This is a genomic window from Bacillus sp. (in: firmicutes), from assembly GCF_031983925.1.
In the GTDB taxonomy this organism is placed as follows: Bacteria; Bacillota; Bacilli; order Bacillales; family Bacillaceae_G; genus Bacillus_A; species Bacillus_A pacificus.
In genome coordinates this window covers 750,169-766,648 of record NZ_DALYZR010000001.1, presented here as the reverse complement: position 1 = coordinate 766,648, position 16,480 = coordinate 750,169, and the positions used below count along the sequence as shown (strand labels likewise).

Here is a 16,480-nt window from a genome sequence, read left to right as displayed (position 1 = left end):
AAAAACTCGTCTCTAAAAAAGAGACGAGTTTGAACCCGTGGTACCACCCTTGTTGTTCATTACGAACCACTTTCCCGTTTATAACGAGGACAGGGGGCCTCGGCTTACTCTACTATTCGTTCAAGAAGCATCTCCGAAGTGCGCTTCATCTTTTTCTTCCGCACTAGGCTCACACCATCCCTAGCTCGCTTTCCTTCTAAAAAAGACTACTCTCTTCATCACAGACAGTATATTTAATTAATTATTGCTTATTATACATCTTTTCAAACAATTAGCAAGGGTCAATTACACCAAAGTGAAACTTAGCACTTTTTCTTTTGTATACGTAAAAATTATGTTTTTCAAATCTAGAACTACGGAAATGGTCTTTCAGAACGACACGCTTTCTAGCCACACGCTTCGCTTCCGCAATTGCTTCATCAGTAATATCATGATACAAAGCGAAGTGTTTTAATCCTTTTATTCCATCTGATTCTATAACAGTTTCTTCAAACATCGGATCAAGATATACGACATCATAACTATTATCTTCACATTGTTTTAAAAATGCGTAATGCTCAGTTTGCTTTACATCAATTCGTTGCATTGCTTTATCAATTTCAGAAACGGATGAAGACCATGTTTTCAAACCATTTTCCATAATATAAGCCATATACTCATTGCCTTCAAGTCCGGTTACTTTTCCGCTTTCACCAACAATATAGCTAGCCACAATACTATCTGATGCCATACCGAGCGTACAATCTAACACTGTCATTCCGCTTTCTAATTTAGCAGCTTGTACGAACGGATCGTGTTCTCCGCGCATTAATCTCTTCACACGAAACATCGCTGAGTTTGGATGAAAGAAAAACGACTCCTCTGTTCCTTTTGGATAAATGGCTAATCGATTTTTGCCTACGACAAGTACATCTTGTTCATACTGCTCATGCAGTTTATGTACTGGTATATCATTACGTTTAACGAATGAACGATTTAATTCTGCGGCTACCCGCTTTGCATAATCTATCATTTCTTTATTCGTTCTTCCTGCTGTTGTTACTATCATTGTTTCACCTCTATATAAAGAAAAGAGGGAGATTTACTCTCCCCCTTCTTTAGCAATTCTTTTCGAAAGCTTGCTCTAAGTTCGTAATAATTTCGTCCATAGTTGCACCTTCAATTTCATGACGGTGAATGAAGTGAACAACTTCTTTTCCTTTTAATAATGCCATAGATGGTGAAGATGGAGGAATTTCTCCGAAGTATTCACGCATTTTTGCAGTAGCATCTTTATCTTGACCTGCGAATACAGTTACAAGATGATCAGGTTGTTTTTCAGCACGAACAACTGCTTGACCTGCTGATGGACGTGCTAAACCAGCTGCACAACCACAAACAGAGTTTACAACTACTAAAGTTGTACCTGTTGTGTTTTCAATAAATTCTGTTACAGCTTCTTCTGTAGTTAACTCTTCAAACCCAGAACGCACTAATTCTTGACGCATTGGGATTACCATTTGGCGCATGTATTCTTCATAAGCATTTGACATCTTGCAATCTCTCCTTCAACTTTCATTCCAAATTCATCATATCACGCTCTATTAATAGGTGCAAAAGAAAGATAACGATGATTTCATTTTTTTGTAGGGATTTCACAAACCCCACCGCGGCAATGTCCAACTGGGACAAGTTTTCTATTGTTAGCGATATAATCATATACTTTATTTCCAAATCCAAGTACGATAGATAGCTTTATAAAAGGCACCGCAAACCAATAAGATGGAATGGACTTTGCTAATACATGTATGCTATGAATGCCGTCATACCACTTATTATTTTTAAAAATATACAATCTTTGTTCCATCTTACTTTGTAGTTCTTGAGAAAGTTCATACTTCTCAACTACATCTTCATCTCGAAATGAAACAAATTTCACCTTACCCTTTTTATCTAATTTCTTCGTACGTTCTGCAACCGCCGTACACATCGGACACCAACTATCATAGAAAACAATCATACATTATTCCCCTTTACGAGACTCCGTCATTTGTTTCCATACAGAACCTTTTGCTTCTTCTCCGCCTTCAATACGCTCTAACGCTAGACGTGCTTGCATTGCTACTTCAAACTCTGGATCATCTTGCGCTGCTTTTAATGCTGGAATTGCACTTTCATCTCCAAGTTCAAATAAGAACATCGCTGCACGCCAGCGTACTAATTTACTTGGATCTTTCAGAGATTTAATCATAACGAACATCGCCGCCGGATCACCTACATCTGATAAACAATCTCCTGCAGTACGACGAACACTTACAGAGCGATCTAATAAGGCTTTATATAATAACGGTAATACTTCATCACCTTTTACCATACCTAAATATGCTGTTGCTAAACGGCGAATCGAAACTTTTTCATCATCTAACGCCATCTTCAACACTGGAATATCTTCTTCAGTAGGATCCATTTGTTCTAAAGCTGCAAAACGTTTTTTCCAGTCAGCATCTTTCATCATCTCTTCTGTTACTTTATATGGCTCACGCTTTTGAATCGTTACTTCAACAGCACCTGCCTGATTTAATAATTCTTTGACCGTTTCATTTATACGTTCTTCCGGATAAGCAGCAACAATCTCTTCTACTACTTCTTTCCCGATTTCTTCAAAATTACCGTAACGTGTACTTTGTTCCACCCATTTACGTTCTTTTACAACGTTTGGTGCAGACATTTGAACTTTCATAATTGATTCTTTAAAACGGTCAGGTAAACCAACACGTTCTTCCGTCGTTCCATCTGTTAACTTTACTTGCATTGGGATAGTAAAGAACATTTGAACAAATACTTTCACTTCTCCAAAATGAGCAAGTTGTTGTTCTTCACTTTCTTCTACTACTTCTTCGCCAAAAACAGCACGAACTTGCTGTAATAAAACTTTCCAGTCATACTTTGCATTTCGCTCCACTGCTAAAAAGTCGGCTACATGATATACACCTTTAATACCTTCAATTTTCAAAATTTCTTGCACTTGCATTGGCGCTTGTTCTTTATTTTCATTTGTATAATTATTACGTGCTCCTGATGGTAATACTTCATTCAAAATAACTTTCATTGTATTTGGACTTGGCGTCGGTTCAATTGCTTTAATCTTCACGTAAAAAACTCTCCTTTATTGCATGTTCTTAGCTGTATTGTAACATGTTATCACTCTATACTCCTACTCGGATGCTTAATTTTACTATTTACTTTTCTACATTGCTGGGAAGTTTCATTCATTCTATTTTCACCTAATCATTCCATAACTATAGTTAAAAGTATAATTGACAATTACATAAAAAGGGATTAACCTTAACTCATAAAATGACCAAGGTCATTTTATGAACAAAGTCATTCAAAGGTGGAGTGATAACAAATGAACAATGTCATAATTATTGGTGGCGGTATTGCTGGACTTTGCGCAGCAATTTCCTTACAAAAAATAGGAATAGAAGTAAAAGTATATGATAAAAACACTGAGCCTACTGTTGCTGGTACGGGTATTATCATTGCTCCGAATGCAATGCAAGCACTTGAGCCATACGGAATTTCTGAGAAAATCAAAAAATTCGGCAACGAAAGTGACGGTTTTAACCTTGTATCCGAAAAAGGAACTGTTTTCAATAAATTGATTATCCCATCTTGTTATCCAAAAATGTACTCTATTCATAGAAAAGATTTACATCAATTGCTACTTTCTGAACTACAAGAAGATACTGTCGAATGGAGAAAAGAATGTGTAAAAATAGAACGAAATGAGGAAGACGCCTTAAAAATAGTATTTCAAGATGGTAGTGAAGCATTTGGCAATATACTGATTTCTGCCGATGGTATTCATTCTGTCGTTCGAAAACAAGTAACACAAAGGGATAATTATCGTTATGCAGGATATACGTGTTGGCGTGGCATAACTCCTACTAATAATCTTTCTTTAACAAATGATTTTATTGAAACTTGGGGAACGAACGGTAGATTTGGTATCGTCCCTCTTCCCAACAACGAAGTATACTGGTATGCGCTCATAAACGCGAAAGCTAGAGATCCAAAATACAAAGCTTACACAACAGAAGATTTATATAATCATTTCAAATCTTACCACAATCCCATACCATCTATTTTGCATAATGCATCGGACGTTCATATGATTCATCGTGATATTGTAGACATTATGCCAATGAATCAGTTTTTTGAAAAACGCATCGTTTTTATTGGGGATGCTGCCCATGCACTTACTCCGAATTTAGGCCAAGGTGCTTGCCAAGCAATTGAAGATGCGATTATTTTGGCTGAATGCATCAAAAATAATGCCCATTATCGTCAAGCATTTATAGAATACGAACAAAAAAGACGAGATAGAATTGAAAAAATCTCAAACACTGCGTGGACAGTTGGAAAAATGGCGCAAATAGAAAGTAAACCTTTAACTATAGTAAGAAATGAAGTAATGAAACGTATTCCAAAATGGATTTCTGAAAGGCAAGCACATGAACTATATAACTTTCATTTATAATAATAATAAGAAACAGCATTCTCTATCCTTCTTTCAATTACATTAAACTTAATCATGAAGTAAGATTTTATTTGAGATTATCTATTAAACAGATATAATTGTTTGTGTTAGGAGTAGATTATATGCTGAGAGAAACGAGAAAAAAAGAATTAAAAGAACTTATATTCCTAAAAGCAGTACAACTCTTCCAAGAACGTGGGTACGAAAATGTAACGGTTCAAGATATTACTACTGCATGCGGGATTGCAAAAGGAACTTTCTTCAATTACTTTCCGAAAAAAGAAAACATATTATTATTTTTAGGTGATTCTCAAATTGAACTATGGAATGAAAGTTTAAAAACATATGCAAATGTAGAACATCCAAAAGAAAGAATTAAACTTGTTCTAGGAGACTTACTAGACCGTTTTACTGGACATGGTGACTTAATGAAGCATGCCGTCTTTGAGATTATAAAGTCTAATTACTTAGTAGAAAATGAAGTAAAAAGTATACAGCAGCTACAAGAAGGTTTGTCTGCAATTATTACAGAGGCGAAAGAGACAGGAAAATTAAACAGTCAATGGGATATACATATTATCACTTCTACTATTATGAGTACTTATTTTTATACATTAATGTCCCATTCACTATTACATGCTAATGAAATAAACGTGAAAAATACACTCAACCAACAATTAGATGTTGTTTGGGAAGGGATCAATCAAAAGTGATAGAGGGCTATATTACTAAGCCCTCTTCTTACGATGCGCCCTCCCTCCTTCTCTCCAAAAATGTAATGCTCTCAATCACAACTTCCGTTATATATATTCTCTTTCCTTGATTATCCTCGTAATTCCTCGTATGAATACGTCCAGTAATTCCAACAAGTGAACCTTTCGTACAATATTCAGTTACATTCTCAGCTGACCTTCTCCATACGACGCAATTAATAAAATCTACTTGCTGCTCACCTAAGCTATTTCGAAAACCTCTATTCACCGCAACACATACTCGTGCATACGCGACGCCTTGCTTTGTGTAGTATAATTCTGGCTCCTTTGTCAATCTACCGATTAATACAACTCGATTCATCATAAGTTATACCACCTCTCATATTTTTCTTCATTGTAAAGAAAAATATATGAAGGGTAAAAAGCTTAAAATAATATACTTTATAATAAAAAATATATTTTTATACCTTATAAAAACTAAAAAGAAACCTTACATACTTTAAACATGTAAGGTTTCAAAAAATTATACTTCACTGCATGAAATGTAATATCCTCCGCGGGCCATCTTTACTTCCGCACGATATAATACTTCTTCTAAGTAGAAAGTTATCGGTTTTACTTTACTCTCAAATTTCAGTTGTTCATTACATTCAGCTGCATAACTTTCAATAGCTGAAGTAATAACTTCTCCCGATGGATACGTTAAAGCATCATCTAGTTCTATGAAAAAACTTTTAGAAAATAGTTTTTTCATAATCCCTTTCTTCTCTTTCATCATATTCCATCCCCTTCAATTTAAGGTTACCAACATCCATATTATACCACATCATCAATATATCTTTGAAAATAAAAAAATCCTGCATTTTTCACGCAGGATTTTTTTATTAGTCATTTTTCGTAAAGTAAGAAACGAAACGAAGAATTTCTAAGTATAACCATACTAATGTAAGCATTAGTCCCATTGCAGTGTACCACTCCATATATTTCGGAGCTTGACTACGTACACCATTTTCGATTAAATCGAAATCTAGTAATAAGTTTAATGCAGCAACTACGATAACAACTGCACTAATAATAATACCGATCGTACCACCTTGGTGAATGTACGGAACAGTTACACCAAACATGTTTAGTAGAAATACGACTAAATACATAACCATAATTCCAAGTGTTGCTGCCATCACGCCTGTACGGAATTTATCCGTTACTTTTACTACGCGTGTTGCATATAACACTAACATCGCAAATAGAATTGAGATTGTTAGTAATACAGCATTTAAAACGATAGAATCGCCAAACTTCATTGTATAAACAGCTGAAATACTACCTAATACAACCCCTTCTACCGCCGCATAGATTGGTGCACCAAAAGGTGAAATACGCGGGAAGAACATAGACGCAAATGCGATGATTGCCGCAACGATTAAAGCGCCAATTAATACTGGCATCTTCATCGTACCCTCTATCATCTGTATGTATGAATAGACAGACGTTGCAAGTAGCAAGATAAGCATAATAAACGTTTTGCCTACTGTTCCGCCAATAGTCATCGCAGAAGCACTTGCTCCTTCTTTACGGAATGCCTCTTTTTTCAACATTGGATTAGATGTTCTCATTTTTTCCCTCCTAAAATAGGTTCTACCAATAGTGTAAAGTTTTTCTCTTTACTTTTCAATATATGCAGCTTGTTTTTATTTTAATCCTTCAACAATGTCGGATAGTTCACTCCATCTTTCCATCGTTTTTTCTAACTCTTCTTCTGTTTTTTGCTGTGCTTCAGACAATTCTTGCGCTTTCGTAAAATCAGAACCAACATTCGCAAGCTCTTCTCCAATTAATTCTAGCTTTTCTTCAAGTTCCGCAATTGTATCTTCAATTGTTTCCCATTCGCGCTGCTCGTTATATGAAAGTTTACGCTTACGTTGTTGTTTCGGTGCTTCTTCTACTACTTTTTTCTCTTTCTGTACTTCCGCTTTCTCAATAAGTTCTCTCGTTTTTTCCATTTCTAAGTAATCCGTATAACTACCTAGAAATTCGCGCACTTCTCCTTCTCCCGTAAAGATGAACAATTCATCTACTACTTTATCTAAGAAGTAACGGTCATGCGATACAGTTAAAACGACACCTGGGAAATCTTCTAAATAATCTTCCAACACCGTTAATGTTTGTGTATCTAGATCATTCGTAGGCTCATCTAGTAATAGTACGTTCGGTTCTCCCATTAATATACGTAATAAGTATAAACGTCTTCTTTCACCGCCAGATAATTTGCCAAGAGGTGTACCATGTGAATGCGGCGGGAATAAGAAACGTTCTAACATTTGAGACGCACCAATTAATTTTCCATCTGTCGTATGAATAACTTCCGCAATTTCTTTAATGTATTCAATCATACGTTGATTTAAATTCATTTCTTCATTTTCTTGCGTATAGTAAGCAATTTTTACTGTTTGTCCAACTTCAATTTCACCACTATCAGGAGATATTTTACCTGCAAGCATATTTAATAGCGAAGATTTCCCGCTTCCATTCGCTCCAATAATTCCGATACGATCGCCTGGTTTCACGATATGATTGAAGTTGTTTAATACTGTTTTATCGCCAAATTTTTTCGTTACATCTTTTAACTCAAGTACTTTTTTCCCAAGGCGACTACCGCTAAGCGCAATATCAACTGACTGTTTTGCAGCTGGACCTTCTTGACCTTTTAACTCTTCAAATCGTTGAATACGTGCCTTTTGCTTTGTCGAACGAGCTTTTGCACCACGGCGAATCCACGCTAGTTCACGGCGATATAAGTTTTGACGTTTTGATTCTTGCGCAAGTTCTTGTTCTTCACGAAGTGCTTTCGCTTCTAAAAACGTACTGTAATTTCCTTCATAACTATACAATTTTCCATTATCTAATTCGAAAATACGATTCGTCACACGATCTAAGAAATAACGATCATGGGTTACAAGTAATACCGCACCTGTGTACCTTGCTAAATATTCCTCTAACCACTCAACTGTCTCATGGTCAAGATGGTTCGTAGGCTCATCTAAAATTAATAGATCCGGTGTTTCAATAAAACACTGCGCCATCGCAATACGTTTTTTCTGTCCACCAGATAAATTTCCAACAATTGCTGTGAAATCAGTAATTCCTAATTTCGTTAATAACGATTTTGCATTCGCATTTGCTTCCCACGCACTCATCGCATCCATACGTTGTTGCACTGCAAATAATTGTTCCTGTACCTTTTCATTACTTGGATCTTTTTCGATATGTAATAGCGCCTTTTCATAATCACGAAGAAGACGAATTAAAGGTGTATCACCATGGAAGACTTGCTCTAATACTGTTAATTGTTCATCAAACTCTGGTTGCTGTGATAAATAACTAATTGTATATCCACGTGAATGAGTCATATCACCTGTATCAGGAATTTCTGCCCCTGCAATAATTTTTAATAAAGTTGATTTACCAGTACCGTTTACACCGATAATTCCGGCACGTTGTCCTTCTGCAATACTAAATGATAATCCATCAAATAACGGTTTTTCTCCATATGATTTTGATAAGTTTTCCACAGTTAACATTTTCATATTTGTGCATTCCACTCTTTCATAAATTGTTCAATAAACTGTTCCATATAACGATGACGAACTTCCGCCTCTTGTTTTGCTGCATTCGTATTCATTAAGCCTTTTAGTTTTAAAAGTTTTTCATAAAAATGATTTAAAGATGGGTCATTATTTTTTCTATATTCATCTTTCGTCATCACTTCACGAGGAGGAATAGTTGGATCATACATTAATCTCCCTTTCGCCCCGCCATACGCAAATGTGCGAGCTATTCCAATTGCACCAAGAGCGTCTAAGCGATCTGCATCTTGAACAATCTTCCCTTCAATTGACTCCACTTTACCGCCATGACCACCTTTATAAGACATATTGGCGATAATATGAAGAACATGCTTACTTTCCTCTTCTTCAACATGTAACTCTTCTAACCAATCAGAAACTTTTTTCATTCCTGCTTCTTCACTTTCATTTAACTTCTCATCTGCCACATCGTGAAGTAATGCTGCCATTTCAATTATAAAACGATTTCCTCCTTCTTGCTCGGATAAAGAAATCGCCAGTTTATGTACGCGCTCAATATGATACCAATCATGCCCACTCGCATCTTTTTCTAAAATATGTTTTACAAAAGTAATTGTTTTTTCTATCTTTTCTTGTTTTGTCATTTTATCTTCACCCAGTTACTTATTGTAACACGCCCGCATTTTTTCATCACATATTTTCTTGTCCGCCCATACACTAGGTGGTAGGCATCATCATGAAGGAGGAATAAATATGTTCTATAATAATCAACCGCCTTACCCACAACAACCATTTTACCCTCAGGCGCAGGAACAAGAACAAAGATATACAGAACAATATGAAGAACAAGAGCAACAATATGAACAAAATCCATATGCAGCGCCACAAACTCAAGAACAACAATTTCAGCAAAATCCATATGACACACGTCCAAGTTACGAATATCCTCAAAATCCATATGCAGTACCACAAACTCAAGAGCAACAATTTCAACAAAATCCATATGTAGCACCGCAAACTCAAGAACAACAATTTCAACAAAATCCATATGTAGCAACACAAACTCAAGAACAACAGTTTCAACAAAACCCATACCCAACTCAGCCACAACAACCTCAATATCAACAACAAATGTATCAACCAAACTACGACGCACGTGTCTCACCACCTAAACCACCAACAGTAGATATTACACAACCACAAATTTTACCACCTGGACCAACATTAGATATTACACAGCCACAAATCTTACCACCTGGACCAATTACAGAACCAACGCAACAACAAATTCAACAAGTTGTCGGTACACAGTTCTTACCTTTAAAGAAACCTGTACTAGATTTCGTAAAACCTTGGGTAGATTACGGTTTAAATGAAGCAAAACATACATCACATAAACACGCTTTAACAGAAGTTGCTGCCATTATGTTTTTAGTTGGGAAAGGATTCAATCCGACGATTGCACATTATATTGTGGAATCTTGGGAGAAGAATGAGCAGTTTTAGAGGTTTTTATTCTTACAAAACTATAAAAGTGTCACAAATGCCTGGTTTATAGCATTTGTGACACTTTTTTGTTTGTTATGTTAAATGTCATTTCAATAGTGAATTACTGCAGTTACCTTTTCTTCCTAGGACCTATAATTAATTTAATCGCCGTTCTTTCTTGTTCATTAATCGTAACCTCTTGAAATGCTGGAACGAAGGCTAAATCGATACCACTTGGAGCAACAAATCCTCTTGCGATTGCTATTGCTTTAATCGCTTGATTTAAAGAACCAGCCCCAATCGCTTGAATTTCTACATTGCCACTTGTTCTTAGTACACCTGCTATTGCACCTGCAACTGAATTTGGGCTTGATTTTGAAGATACCTTTAATATATTTTCCATGTAAGTTGCTCCTTCTATAATTTAATCGTTCTTTCGTTACGGTTTAAAATATTTCAACGTATCTTTTACTATTATTCACACCAAAAGCAAACAATGCTACATATGTACATTCATTCGATACTTTTCGTCTTCTTCCTGCCCATCTACATAAATAAAAAGCGATAACTAAAGACTCTAATATACCAACATTCAAATCATAGAAATTCACTACTCGATAACATTAGTGCAACTGAAGATAATAATGTTTCCTTTTCAAGTGAAATTAATATAATAATCATTTCTCCTATACTTCAATCTATTAAGAACCTCGGCTCATTTTTCTAGCAATTCATTAACCTCCTTCAAAAATTTCACAAATAATATCCTAATACTATATTTCATTATTTGAGCACGTTATCTTCCAAATCTATTATCTTTTCTTCTATATAGTACAAGCATACAAACAAATTTCCTCCCATTTACATAAACTACTATGTGTCTTAAATCTATTAATAATAGGAGGTAATAGATTGAATCCTCACTTTCATTCTTCAAAATCGTTTAAAAGATGTTCCTGCCCCTGTCCCCCCAGCTCACATAAACCATCCGGTCCAGCTTATGGGGCTTTTTGGCAAACTGAATTTATAACTGTTTCTTTTGGCGATCCTTTTCCATTTAATCACTTCGGCCCTATAGCAGGAGGAGTTTCCTTACTAAATCCTACTACTATACAATTTAGTCAAGCTGGTGATTATAGAGTTTCTTTCATTTCAACTATTAACACTACTTTAAATCCTGTATTTCCACATATTCCAGTCATGACTATATTCTTAAATAACAATCCCCTTGCTAATAGCCAAGGAGATTTCGCAATTCAAATGACTAATTCAGCAAATAACGAATGTCTTCAACTCGTTGGTGAAACAATTGTTACGGTACCAGAAAATTCTACCATTCAACTTAGAAATAACAGCGGTTTTAATAAGCAAAAAATTGTAACTTGTGATAATGGTATAAATTCACTTGAATTAACTGTAACAAAATTAAGTAAATAAAAAGCCGCCTTAGATTAAGATGCTAGCTCAGCATCTTTTTTTAATAACTAATCCTCTTCTTCAATTTCTAGTCTCTCTTATAGAACATAAACGCCCACTGATTATTATCCCGCAAATAGCGGGATAATAATCAAAAAAGTGCAGAAATCTTTCTAACACAAGATTTCTACACTTTTATATTAATATCTATTCGTCCTTACTTCTCCACATAAACCGACTTAACAATTGTACGATTATAAGGCAGTCCTTCTTTATTCATCCCTTTTATATCCATCGTAACGTTATATACTCCTGGTTGCTTTATGTCCTTCAAAGCACCAGTAAATGTATTGTTATTAACATTTTGCAATTCATTAAATTCAGAGACTAGTTTCCCTTCTTCATTCACAACTCTTACTGTTATGGAAAGATCCCCTTTCATTTCAGGTGCTACAGGTGATTTTTTCAGTTTATACTCAGGTTTATTTACTTTAACTTTGGTAGGCATTTGAAGAACAAATGGTGCGTCATTCTTGTAATCGCTTATAACTAGATATGCATCTTTCGACTGCTTCGCCATCATTTTAACTTTCCATTCTCCTACATCCATTTTATCAAATTTAAATGTTCTAATTGTTGCACCACCAAAGAAAGATTCTTCTTCACCAGTAGTTATAACGCTATCCTTATTTGTATACATTTTTCCTTTTGGTGATATCATTTGTACTTCTACATTAGACGAAGCAGTTAATATAGAAACGATTCCTTCTGACTTTTTATCAACTGTAACAGTTTGCTCTATCCACTGATTTTGTGGCAATTCTCCGCCTAAAATGTTTTGGTTTGAAGTTGTATTTAATTGTTCTATGTTTTCATTTGAACTAGTGCTGGATGCTACTAAAGCTGGTACGGCTACATTTGATGTACGTAAATATGGTTCAATTCGTGAGAACACAGCAGATCCTTTTCGTATATTATCATGATCAAATCTGGAATCTGTAAATAAATGAGTTCCATACGGCAACTTAGCACTCCACTCATTTACTAGTCCATCATTTGAACCGTATGATGACAAATATAATCCGCCCATGGATAACGCCGAGAATACAGGGCCCCAACTAGTTCCCGTAACTGTATAATAACGGTTTAATTTAGCTGCTGGATTATTATCAATCGTTGAACGAAATTTTGCCATTTCGCCCATTTGTAATGAGTACGTACCATCATCTTTTTGACCTAATATAGAGGCAAGCCATCCCGCCCACCAACTATATGATAAATCAGCTAAGTTTGATCCATGATGTGGTGTCGCAAGCGTGATAACATTTCCGACAAATCGATTTGCACCATATCCTACTAATGCAGCCTGTGTATCGATACCGCCTTTACTATGTGCTACAATATTAACTTTTTTACCGAAATGATTATATATTTCTTCTAATTTTTGTGCTAACAATTTTCCGTTGTCCCACTGACTAGCTGATCCTTTTCCAGCAGCATCATATAATTGTATAAATACTGTTTGATAGCCTGCTTTCAAAGCATAGTCATACATATCATTTATATCGTGATACACTGTCTTTCCATACCAACTATCAGCATTCCCATTCCTTCCTTGTACAAAAAGAATTGGAGGTTTATTCTCATCATAATTTGCAGGTTTTTGCCCTAAAAACCAATCTCCAGGTGTAAAGACTTCTTGATTTGGAAAGCCTGTTTTAAGCTCTTTTACAACTTCTGCTTGCACATTTGTGCTAATCATTGGAACCATGATAAAAAATACAATTAGTAAGGCAACACATCTTCTCATCAATCGCATGTTACTCCCCCCACTTTTTTTGAAAGAAGGTGCTCTTTGTAATTTTTTATCTTCTTTCTTAATACTAGATAATCTTTTTACTTAAACAAAATCTTGTCCCTATTCTCAAGAGATTACTAGTACCCCTTCTTCCTTAACACACGTTATTCTCTTTGTTTCTATCTCTTCCTTTTGAGAGAACACTATAAAAAAGTTTCTCAATAATTGTTAACCGTACTAAATCCAAATATCTCTTAATCATCATTGTCTATATAAAGTATACAAATCTTGAAAAAACTTTAGAAAAATAACACTTTATTACTACCTAGTTATAAAAAAAGAGGAATGAAGATATGTACTTTTATTTAATTTAATACAAAACAAACGAATAGAAGCTTATGCTGTAAGACTTTCCTACGCCGAAAGATTAAACTGAAATTTCTAAATAGATAATAAGGTTTTCAGAAACATATATTATGATAATTTTCGCAGACTTGAATTAAACTTTTAGAAGTACTAACCTAGCGGTGAGCAGAAGAAAATTCTGTAAAAAGAAAGGAGAATGCTTTATGTTGACCAATTTACAAAAGGAGTTTTTTAAACGACTAAAAATTCCTGTAAAAGAAGTAACATTTGATGATTTAAATGAAATCCTCTTAAAGATGGGCTTGATTCTTCCCTATGAAAATCTCGATATTATGGCTGGTACGATTAAAGATATCTCAAAAAAGAACTTAGTAGAAAAATTACTTATTCAAAAACGAGGCGGTCTTTGTTATGAATTAAACTCCTTATTGTATTACTTTTTAATGGATTGTGGGTTTCAAGTATATAAAGTAGCTGGTACTGTTTATGATCTTTACGATAATAAATGGAAACCCGATGATGGTCATGTCATTATCATATTAAATCATAATAATAAAGATTATGTTATAGACGCGGGTTTTGCATCTCATCTACCTTTACATCCAGTCCCCTTTACCGGAGAAGTCATCTCTTCTCAAACGGGAGAATATCGAATTCGCAAACAAACGACCCGAAAAGGTACACACATTTTAGAAATGAGAAAAGGAGCTAACGGGGAATCTACAAATTTCTTGCAATCTGAACCTTCAGATGAATGGAAAATAGGCTATGCCTTTACTTTAGATTCAATAGATGAGAAAAAGGTGAATAACATTCAAAAAGTGATTGTGGAACATAAAGAATCTCCTTTTAATAAAGGGGCTATTACTTGTAAATTAACTGATTATGGGCACGTATCATTAACAAATAAAAATTATACAGAAACCTTTAAAGGCATCAAAAATAAACGACCAATAGAATCAAAAGATTATGCTCGCATTCTTCATGAATCTTTCGGAATAACACAAGAAAAATATGTAGGAAAAACACTAGAAAGAGGCTAGTTGACTAGAATTATTTCATAATAAAGCAGATTCCATATTTAGAATCTGCTTTATTTTATATTTTGTTATAAAGGAATTTATTTTTGCTGGTACCCTTTAATTTTCAATGATATACTCATCATCATATTTATCATATTGGAGGCCTGATCCTATTTTTGATTCCGTAACTTGATCTCTTAAAAACGGTGCAGCTTCCATTTTGCTAGTTGCAATTTCAATTCCATATTTTTTCGTTAAATGGGCTAATTCTATTAAAAACCACTCTCTTCGTAATGTGACTGGAATATCAAATGTTCTTCTTTTCATATATAATAGCACCTCTTTAATTTTCATAACTTAAAAAACATTATAGTATATGCATGTCCATTCTAAATGTGCTATTACTAAAATAACATTTTAGTTTACATAAAATAATTATGTATTAGTAGAAAGAGGCTTGTCCTCCTCTTTCTACTGTAGAGATTTAAATTAAGAACATCTTGGTACACCTAAAGCTAAGAATAAACCTGCTACTCCCGCAGTAATCGGTACTTTTAACGTAATTACATCGTCTACCTTCGTTACTAAAAAGTAAGCATTACCTTCTTGTAATATACAATTCACTAACAATTGAAATTCCATTCAAATCCCCCCTTTCAATCGATATATTATACTTTATGAATTTTGTTTAAAAACGTAATAGGAAATATATCTATTTTTTCTTATATATTGAATAAATGTTTATAAGTCTATTAAAAATACTAATTTTCTAAATTCATATAAATCGTGTAATATCCAATAAGTTCCTATATAATCAATAGTGAAAATCTTACAAATGGAGGTATAAAAATGGCAATTTTGAGTAATATTGGTGCAACTTTATTTTTTATTGCTTTTATTCTTTTAGTTCTATGTATCATTTCATTCTTTAAGAAAAATGGAAAAGCAAAACAATATGGTCGTCCTACCGTTATTCTTTTTATGATTTCGATTCTCTTAACAGAAATGGGCACTACAAAATCTGAACACCCAGTCATCGATTTTTTTGCTACTTTAAGTTTCATATTATTTATTTTCTTCCTTGTTCTAGCAATCTTATCCGTAATTAAAAAGACAGGTGTAGCAAAAAAACAATTTATTATCACTGCTATTTTATTTGTCATTTTTGGTGCGTTATCAAGCATTTCAAACCCTACTTCTGAAAAAACAGCAGCAACTAGTAAAAAAGTTACTTCTAACAATGCAGAAGAAAAAGAGAGCGAGAAGAAAAAAGAACTAGAAAAGAAAGAAGCGGACGAAAAAACTCAAAAACAAGAAGATGAGAAGCGTCAAGCTGAAGAACAAACTCGTAAGCAAGAGGATGAAAAACGTCAAGCCGAGGAACAAGCTCGTAAGCAAGAAGATGAAAAACGTCTCGCTGATGAGCAAGCTCGTAAACAACAAGAAGAACAAAAGCGCCTCGCTGATGAGCAAGCTCGTAAACAACAAGAAGAGCAAAAACGCCAAGCTGATGAACAAGCTCGTAAACAACAAGAAGAGCAAAAACGCCAAGCTGATGAACAAGCTCG

General features: G+C 34.6%; 19 protein-coding genes and 1 other annotated feature. Of the genes, 6 read left to right on the top strand and 13 right to left on the bottom strand.

Annotated features, from left to right (window positions below):
* Positions 1-16 precede the first annotated feature (16 nt).
* Positions 17-231 (bottom strand) — a binding site (T-box leader).
* A 40-nt stretch (positions 232-271) separates the two neighbouring features.
* The 4 genes from RTP99_RS04090 to RTP99_RS04075 form a co-directional block, all read right to left on the bottom strand.
* Positions 272-1,048 (bottom strand): class I SAM-dependent methyltransferase, encoded by a 777-nt coding sequence (locus RTP99_RS04090; protein ID WP_000637425.1) that lies wholly within the window; start codon positions 1,046-1,048, stop codon positions 272-274.
* Positions 1,049-1,097: 49 nt separating this feature from the next.
* Entirely contained in the window at positions 1,098-1,532 is a 435-nt protein-coding gene (locus tag RTP99_RS04085; protein ID WP_000063701.1) for a BrxA/BrxB family bacilliredoxin, read from the bottom strand.
* An 83-nt stretch (positions 1,533-1,615) separates the two neighbouring features.
* Positions 1,616-1,999 (bottom strand): thiol-disulfide oxidoreductase DCC family protein, encoded by a 384-nt coding sequence (locus tag RTP99_RS04080; protein ID WP_000634898.1) that lies wholly within the window; start codon positions 1,997-1,999, stop codon positions 1,616-1,618.
* 3 nt (positions 2,000-2,002) lie between these two features.
* Positions 2,003-3,130 (bottom strand): conserved virulence factor C family protein, encoded by a 1,128-nt coding sequence (locus RTP99_RS04075; protein ID WP_000692569.1) that lies wholly within the window; start codon positions 3,128-3,130, stop codon positions 2,003-2,005.
* A 258-nt stretch (positions 3,131-3,388) separates the two neighbouring features.
* Between RTP99_RS04075 and RTP99_RS04070 the strand changes: the two genes are divergently transcribed.
* Positions 3,389-4,522 (top strand): FAD-dependent oxidoreductase, encoded by a 1,134-nt coding sequence (locus RTP99_RS04070; RefSeq protein ID WP_001066847.1) that lies wholly within the window; start codon positions 3,389-3,391, stop codon positions 4,520-4,522.
* Positions 4,523-4,644: 122 nt separating this feature from the next.
* On the top strand, positions 4,645-5,235 hold the full coding sequence (locus RTP99_RS04065; RefSeq protein ID WP_000943164.1) for a TetR/AcrR family transcriptional regulator: 591 nt from the start codon (positions 4,645-4,647) through the stop codon (positions 5,233-5,235).
* Positions 5,236-5,263: 28 nt separating this feature from the next.
* On the opposite strand, the gene RTP99_RS04060 is transcribed toward RTP99_RS04065, so the two are convergent.
* From RTP99_RS04060 to RTP99_RS04040, 5 genes are all read right to left on the bottom strand, one after another.
* Positions 5,264-5,599, bottom strand: coding sequence for a single-stranded DNA-binding protein (locus tag RTP99_RS04060; protein WP_000982033.1), 336 nt, complete (start codon positions 5,597-5,599; stop codon positions 5,264-5,266).
* Positions 5,600-5,758: 159 nt separating this feature from the next.
* Complete coding sequence (locus RTP99_RS04055; protein ID WP_000975124.1) at positions 5,759-6,013, bottom strand: DUF4318 domain-containing protein; 255 nt, start codon at positions 6,011-6,013, stop codon at positions 5,759-5,761.
* A gap of 106 nt (positions 6,014-6,119) precedes the next feature.
* Positions 6,120-6,851 (bottom strand): Bax inhibitor-1/YccA family protein, encoded by a 732-nt coding sequence (locus tag RTP99_RS04050; RefSeq protein ID WP_001260642.1) that lies wholly within the window; start codon positions 6,849-6,851, stop codon positions 6,120-6,122.
* A 75-nt stretch (positions 6,852-6,926) separates the two neighbouring features.
* Complete coding sequence (locus RTP99_RS04045) at positions 6,927-8,822, bottom strand: ABC-F family ATP-binding cassette domain-containing protein (protein ID WP_000783197.1); 1,896 nt, start codon at positions 8,820-8,822, stop codon at positions 6,927-6,929.
* Entirely contained in the window at positions 8,819-9,466 is a 648-nt protein-coding gene (locus RTP99_RS04040; RefSeq protein WP_000165941.1) for an HD domain-containing protein, read from the bottom strand. The genes RTP99_RS04045 and RTP99_RS04040 overlap by 4 nt, the downstream gene beginning before the upstream one ends.
* A 109-nt stretch (positions 9,467-9,575) precedes the next feature.
* Between RTP99_RS04040 and RTP99_RS04035 the strand changes: the two genes are divergently transcribed.
* Positions 9,576-10,328, top strand: coding sequence for a hypothetical protein (locus tag RTP99_RS04035; RefSeq protein WP_000499662.1), 753 nt, complete (start codon positions 9,576-9,578; stop codon positions 10,326-10,328).
* 112 nt (positions 10,329-10,440) lie between these two features.
* On the opposite strand, the gene spoVS is transcribed toward RTP99_RS04035, so the two are convergent.
* The gene (gene spoVS / locus RTP99_RS04030; RefSeq protein WP_000427805.1) at positions 10,441-10,713 is read right to left on the bottom strand and encodes a stage V sporulation protein SpoVS; all 273 of its coding nucleotides are present in this window, start codon (positions 10,711-10,713) and stop codon (positions 10,441-10,443) included.
* Between the two features lie 509 nt (positions 10,714-11,222).
* Here spoVS and RTP99_RS04025 point away from each other — a divergent pair.
* A complete protein-coding gene (locus RTP99_RS04025) occupies positions 11,223-11,747 on the top strand; it encodes a hypothetical protein (RefSeq protein ID WP_001068075.1) in 525 nt (174 codons plus the stop codon).
* Between the two features lie 196 nt (positions 11,748-11,943).
* Here RTP99_RS04025 and RTP99_RS04020 read toward each other — a convergent pair whose 3' ends face one another.
* On the bottom strand, positions 11,944-13,545 hold the full coding sequence (locus tag RTP99_RS04020; protein ID WP_001238713.1) for an esterase/lipase family protein: 1,602 nt from the start codon (positions 13,543-13,545) through the stop codon (positions 11,944-11,946).
* 548 nt (positions 13,546-14,093) lie between these two features.
* On the opposite strand from RTP99_RS04020, the gene RTP99_RS04015 reads away from it, so the two are divergent.
* Complete coding sequence (locus RTP99_RS04015; RefSeq protein WP_000957152.1) at positions 14,094-14,933, top strand: arylamine N-acetyltransferase family protein; 840 nt, start codon at positions 14,094-14,096, stop codon at positions 14,931-14,933.
* Positions 14,934-15,029: 96 nt separating this feature from the next.
* Here the strand turns inward: RTP99_RS04015 and RTP99_RS04010 are convergent, their stop codons facing one another.
* The gene (locus tag RTP99_RS04010) at positions 15,030-15,239 is read right to left on the bottom strand and encodes a hypothetical protein (RefSeq protein WP_000830253.1); all 210 of its coding nucleotides are present in this window, start codon (positions 15,237-15,239) and stop codon (positions 15,030-15,032) included.
* Positions 15,240-15,401: 162 nt separating this feature from the next.
* A complete protein-coding gene (gene exsG, locus RTP99_RS04005) occupies positions 15,402-15,554 on the bottom strand; it encodes an exosporium protein ExsG (RefSeq protein ID WP_000395674.1) in 153 nt (50 codons plus the stop codon).
* Between the two features lie 207 nt (positions 15,555-15,761).
* Here exsG and RTP99_RS04000 point away from each other — a divergent pair.
* Positions 15,762-16,480, top strand: a 719-nt coding sequence (locus RTP99_RS04000) for an O-antigen polymerase (RefSeq protein WP_312364189.1), incomplete at its 3' end; no start/stop codon positions are given.

Coding starts and splice junctions, on each gene's coding strand:
- RTP99_RS04090 (WP_000637425.1), bottom strand. CDS start 1,048: ATGATAGTAACAACAGCAGGAAGAACGAATAAAGAAATGATAGATTAT.
- RTP99_RS04085 (WP_000063701.1), bottom strand. CDS start 1,532: ATGTCAAATGCTTATGAAGAATACATGCGCCAAATGGTAATCCCAATG.
- RTP99_RS04080 (WP_000634898.1), bottom strand. CDS start 1,999: ATGATTGTTTTCTATGATAGTTGGTGTCCGATGTGTACGGCGGTTGCA.
- RTP99_RS04070 (WP_001066847.1), top strand. CDS start 3,389: ATGAACAATGTCATAATTATTGGTGGCGGTATTGCTGGACTTTGCGCA.
- RTP99_RS04065 (WP_000943164.1), top strand. CDS start 4,645: ATGCTGAGAGAAACGAGAAAAAAAGAATTAAAAGAACTTATATTCCTA.
- RTP99_RS04060 (WP_000982033.1), bottom strand. CDS start 5,599: ATGATGAATCGAGTTGTATTAATCGGTAGATTGACAAAGGAGCCAGAA.
- RTP99_RS04055 (WP_000975124.1), bottom strand. CDS start 6,013: ATGATGAAAGAGAAGAAAGGGATTATGAAAAAACTATTTTCTAAAAGT.
- RTP99_RS04050 (WP_001260642.1), bottom strand. CDS start 6,851: ATGAGAACATCTAATCCAATGTTGAAAAAAGAGGCATTCCGTAAAGAA.
- RTP99_RS04045 (WP_000783197.1), bottom strand. CDS start 8,822: ATGAAAATGTTAACTGTGGAAAACTTATCAAAATCATATGGAGAAAAA.
- RTP99_RS04040 (WP_000165941.1), bottom strand. CDS start 9,466: ATGACAAAACAAGAAAAGATAGAAAAAACAATTACTTTTGTAAAACAT.
- RTP99_RS04035 (WP_000499662.1), top strand. CDS start 9,576: ATGTTCTATAATAATCAACCGCCTTACCCACAACAACCATTTTACCCT.
- spoVS (WP_000427805.1), bottom strand. CDS start 10,713: ATGGAAAATATATTAAAGGTATCTTCAAAATCAAGCCCAAATTCAGTT.
- RTP99_RS04020 (WP_001238713.1), bottom strand. CDS start 13,545: ATGCGATTGATGAGAAGATGTGTTGCCTTACTAATTGTATTTTTTATC.
- RTP99_RS04015 (WP_000957152.1), top strand. CDS start 14,094: ATGTTGACCAATTTACAAAAGGAGTTTTTTAAACGACTAAAAATTCCT.
- RTP99_RS04010 (WP_000830253.1), bottom strand. CDS start 15,239: ATGAAAAGAAGAACATTTGATATTCCAGTCACATTACGAAGAGAGTGG.
- exsG (WP_000395674.1), bottom strand. CDS start 15,554: ATGGAATTTCAATTGTTAGTGAATTGTATATTACAAGAAGGTAATGCT.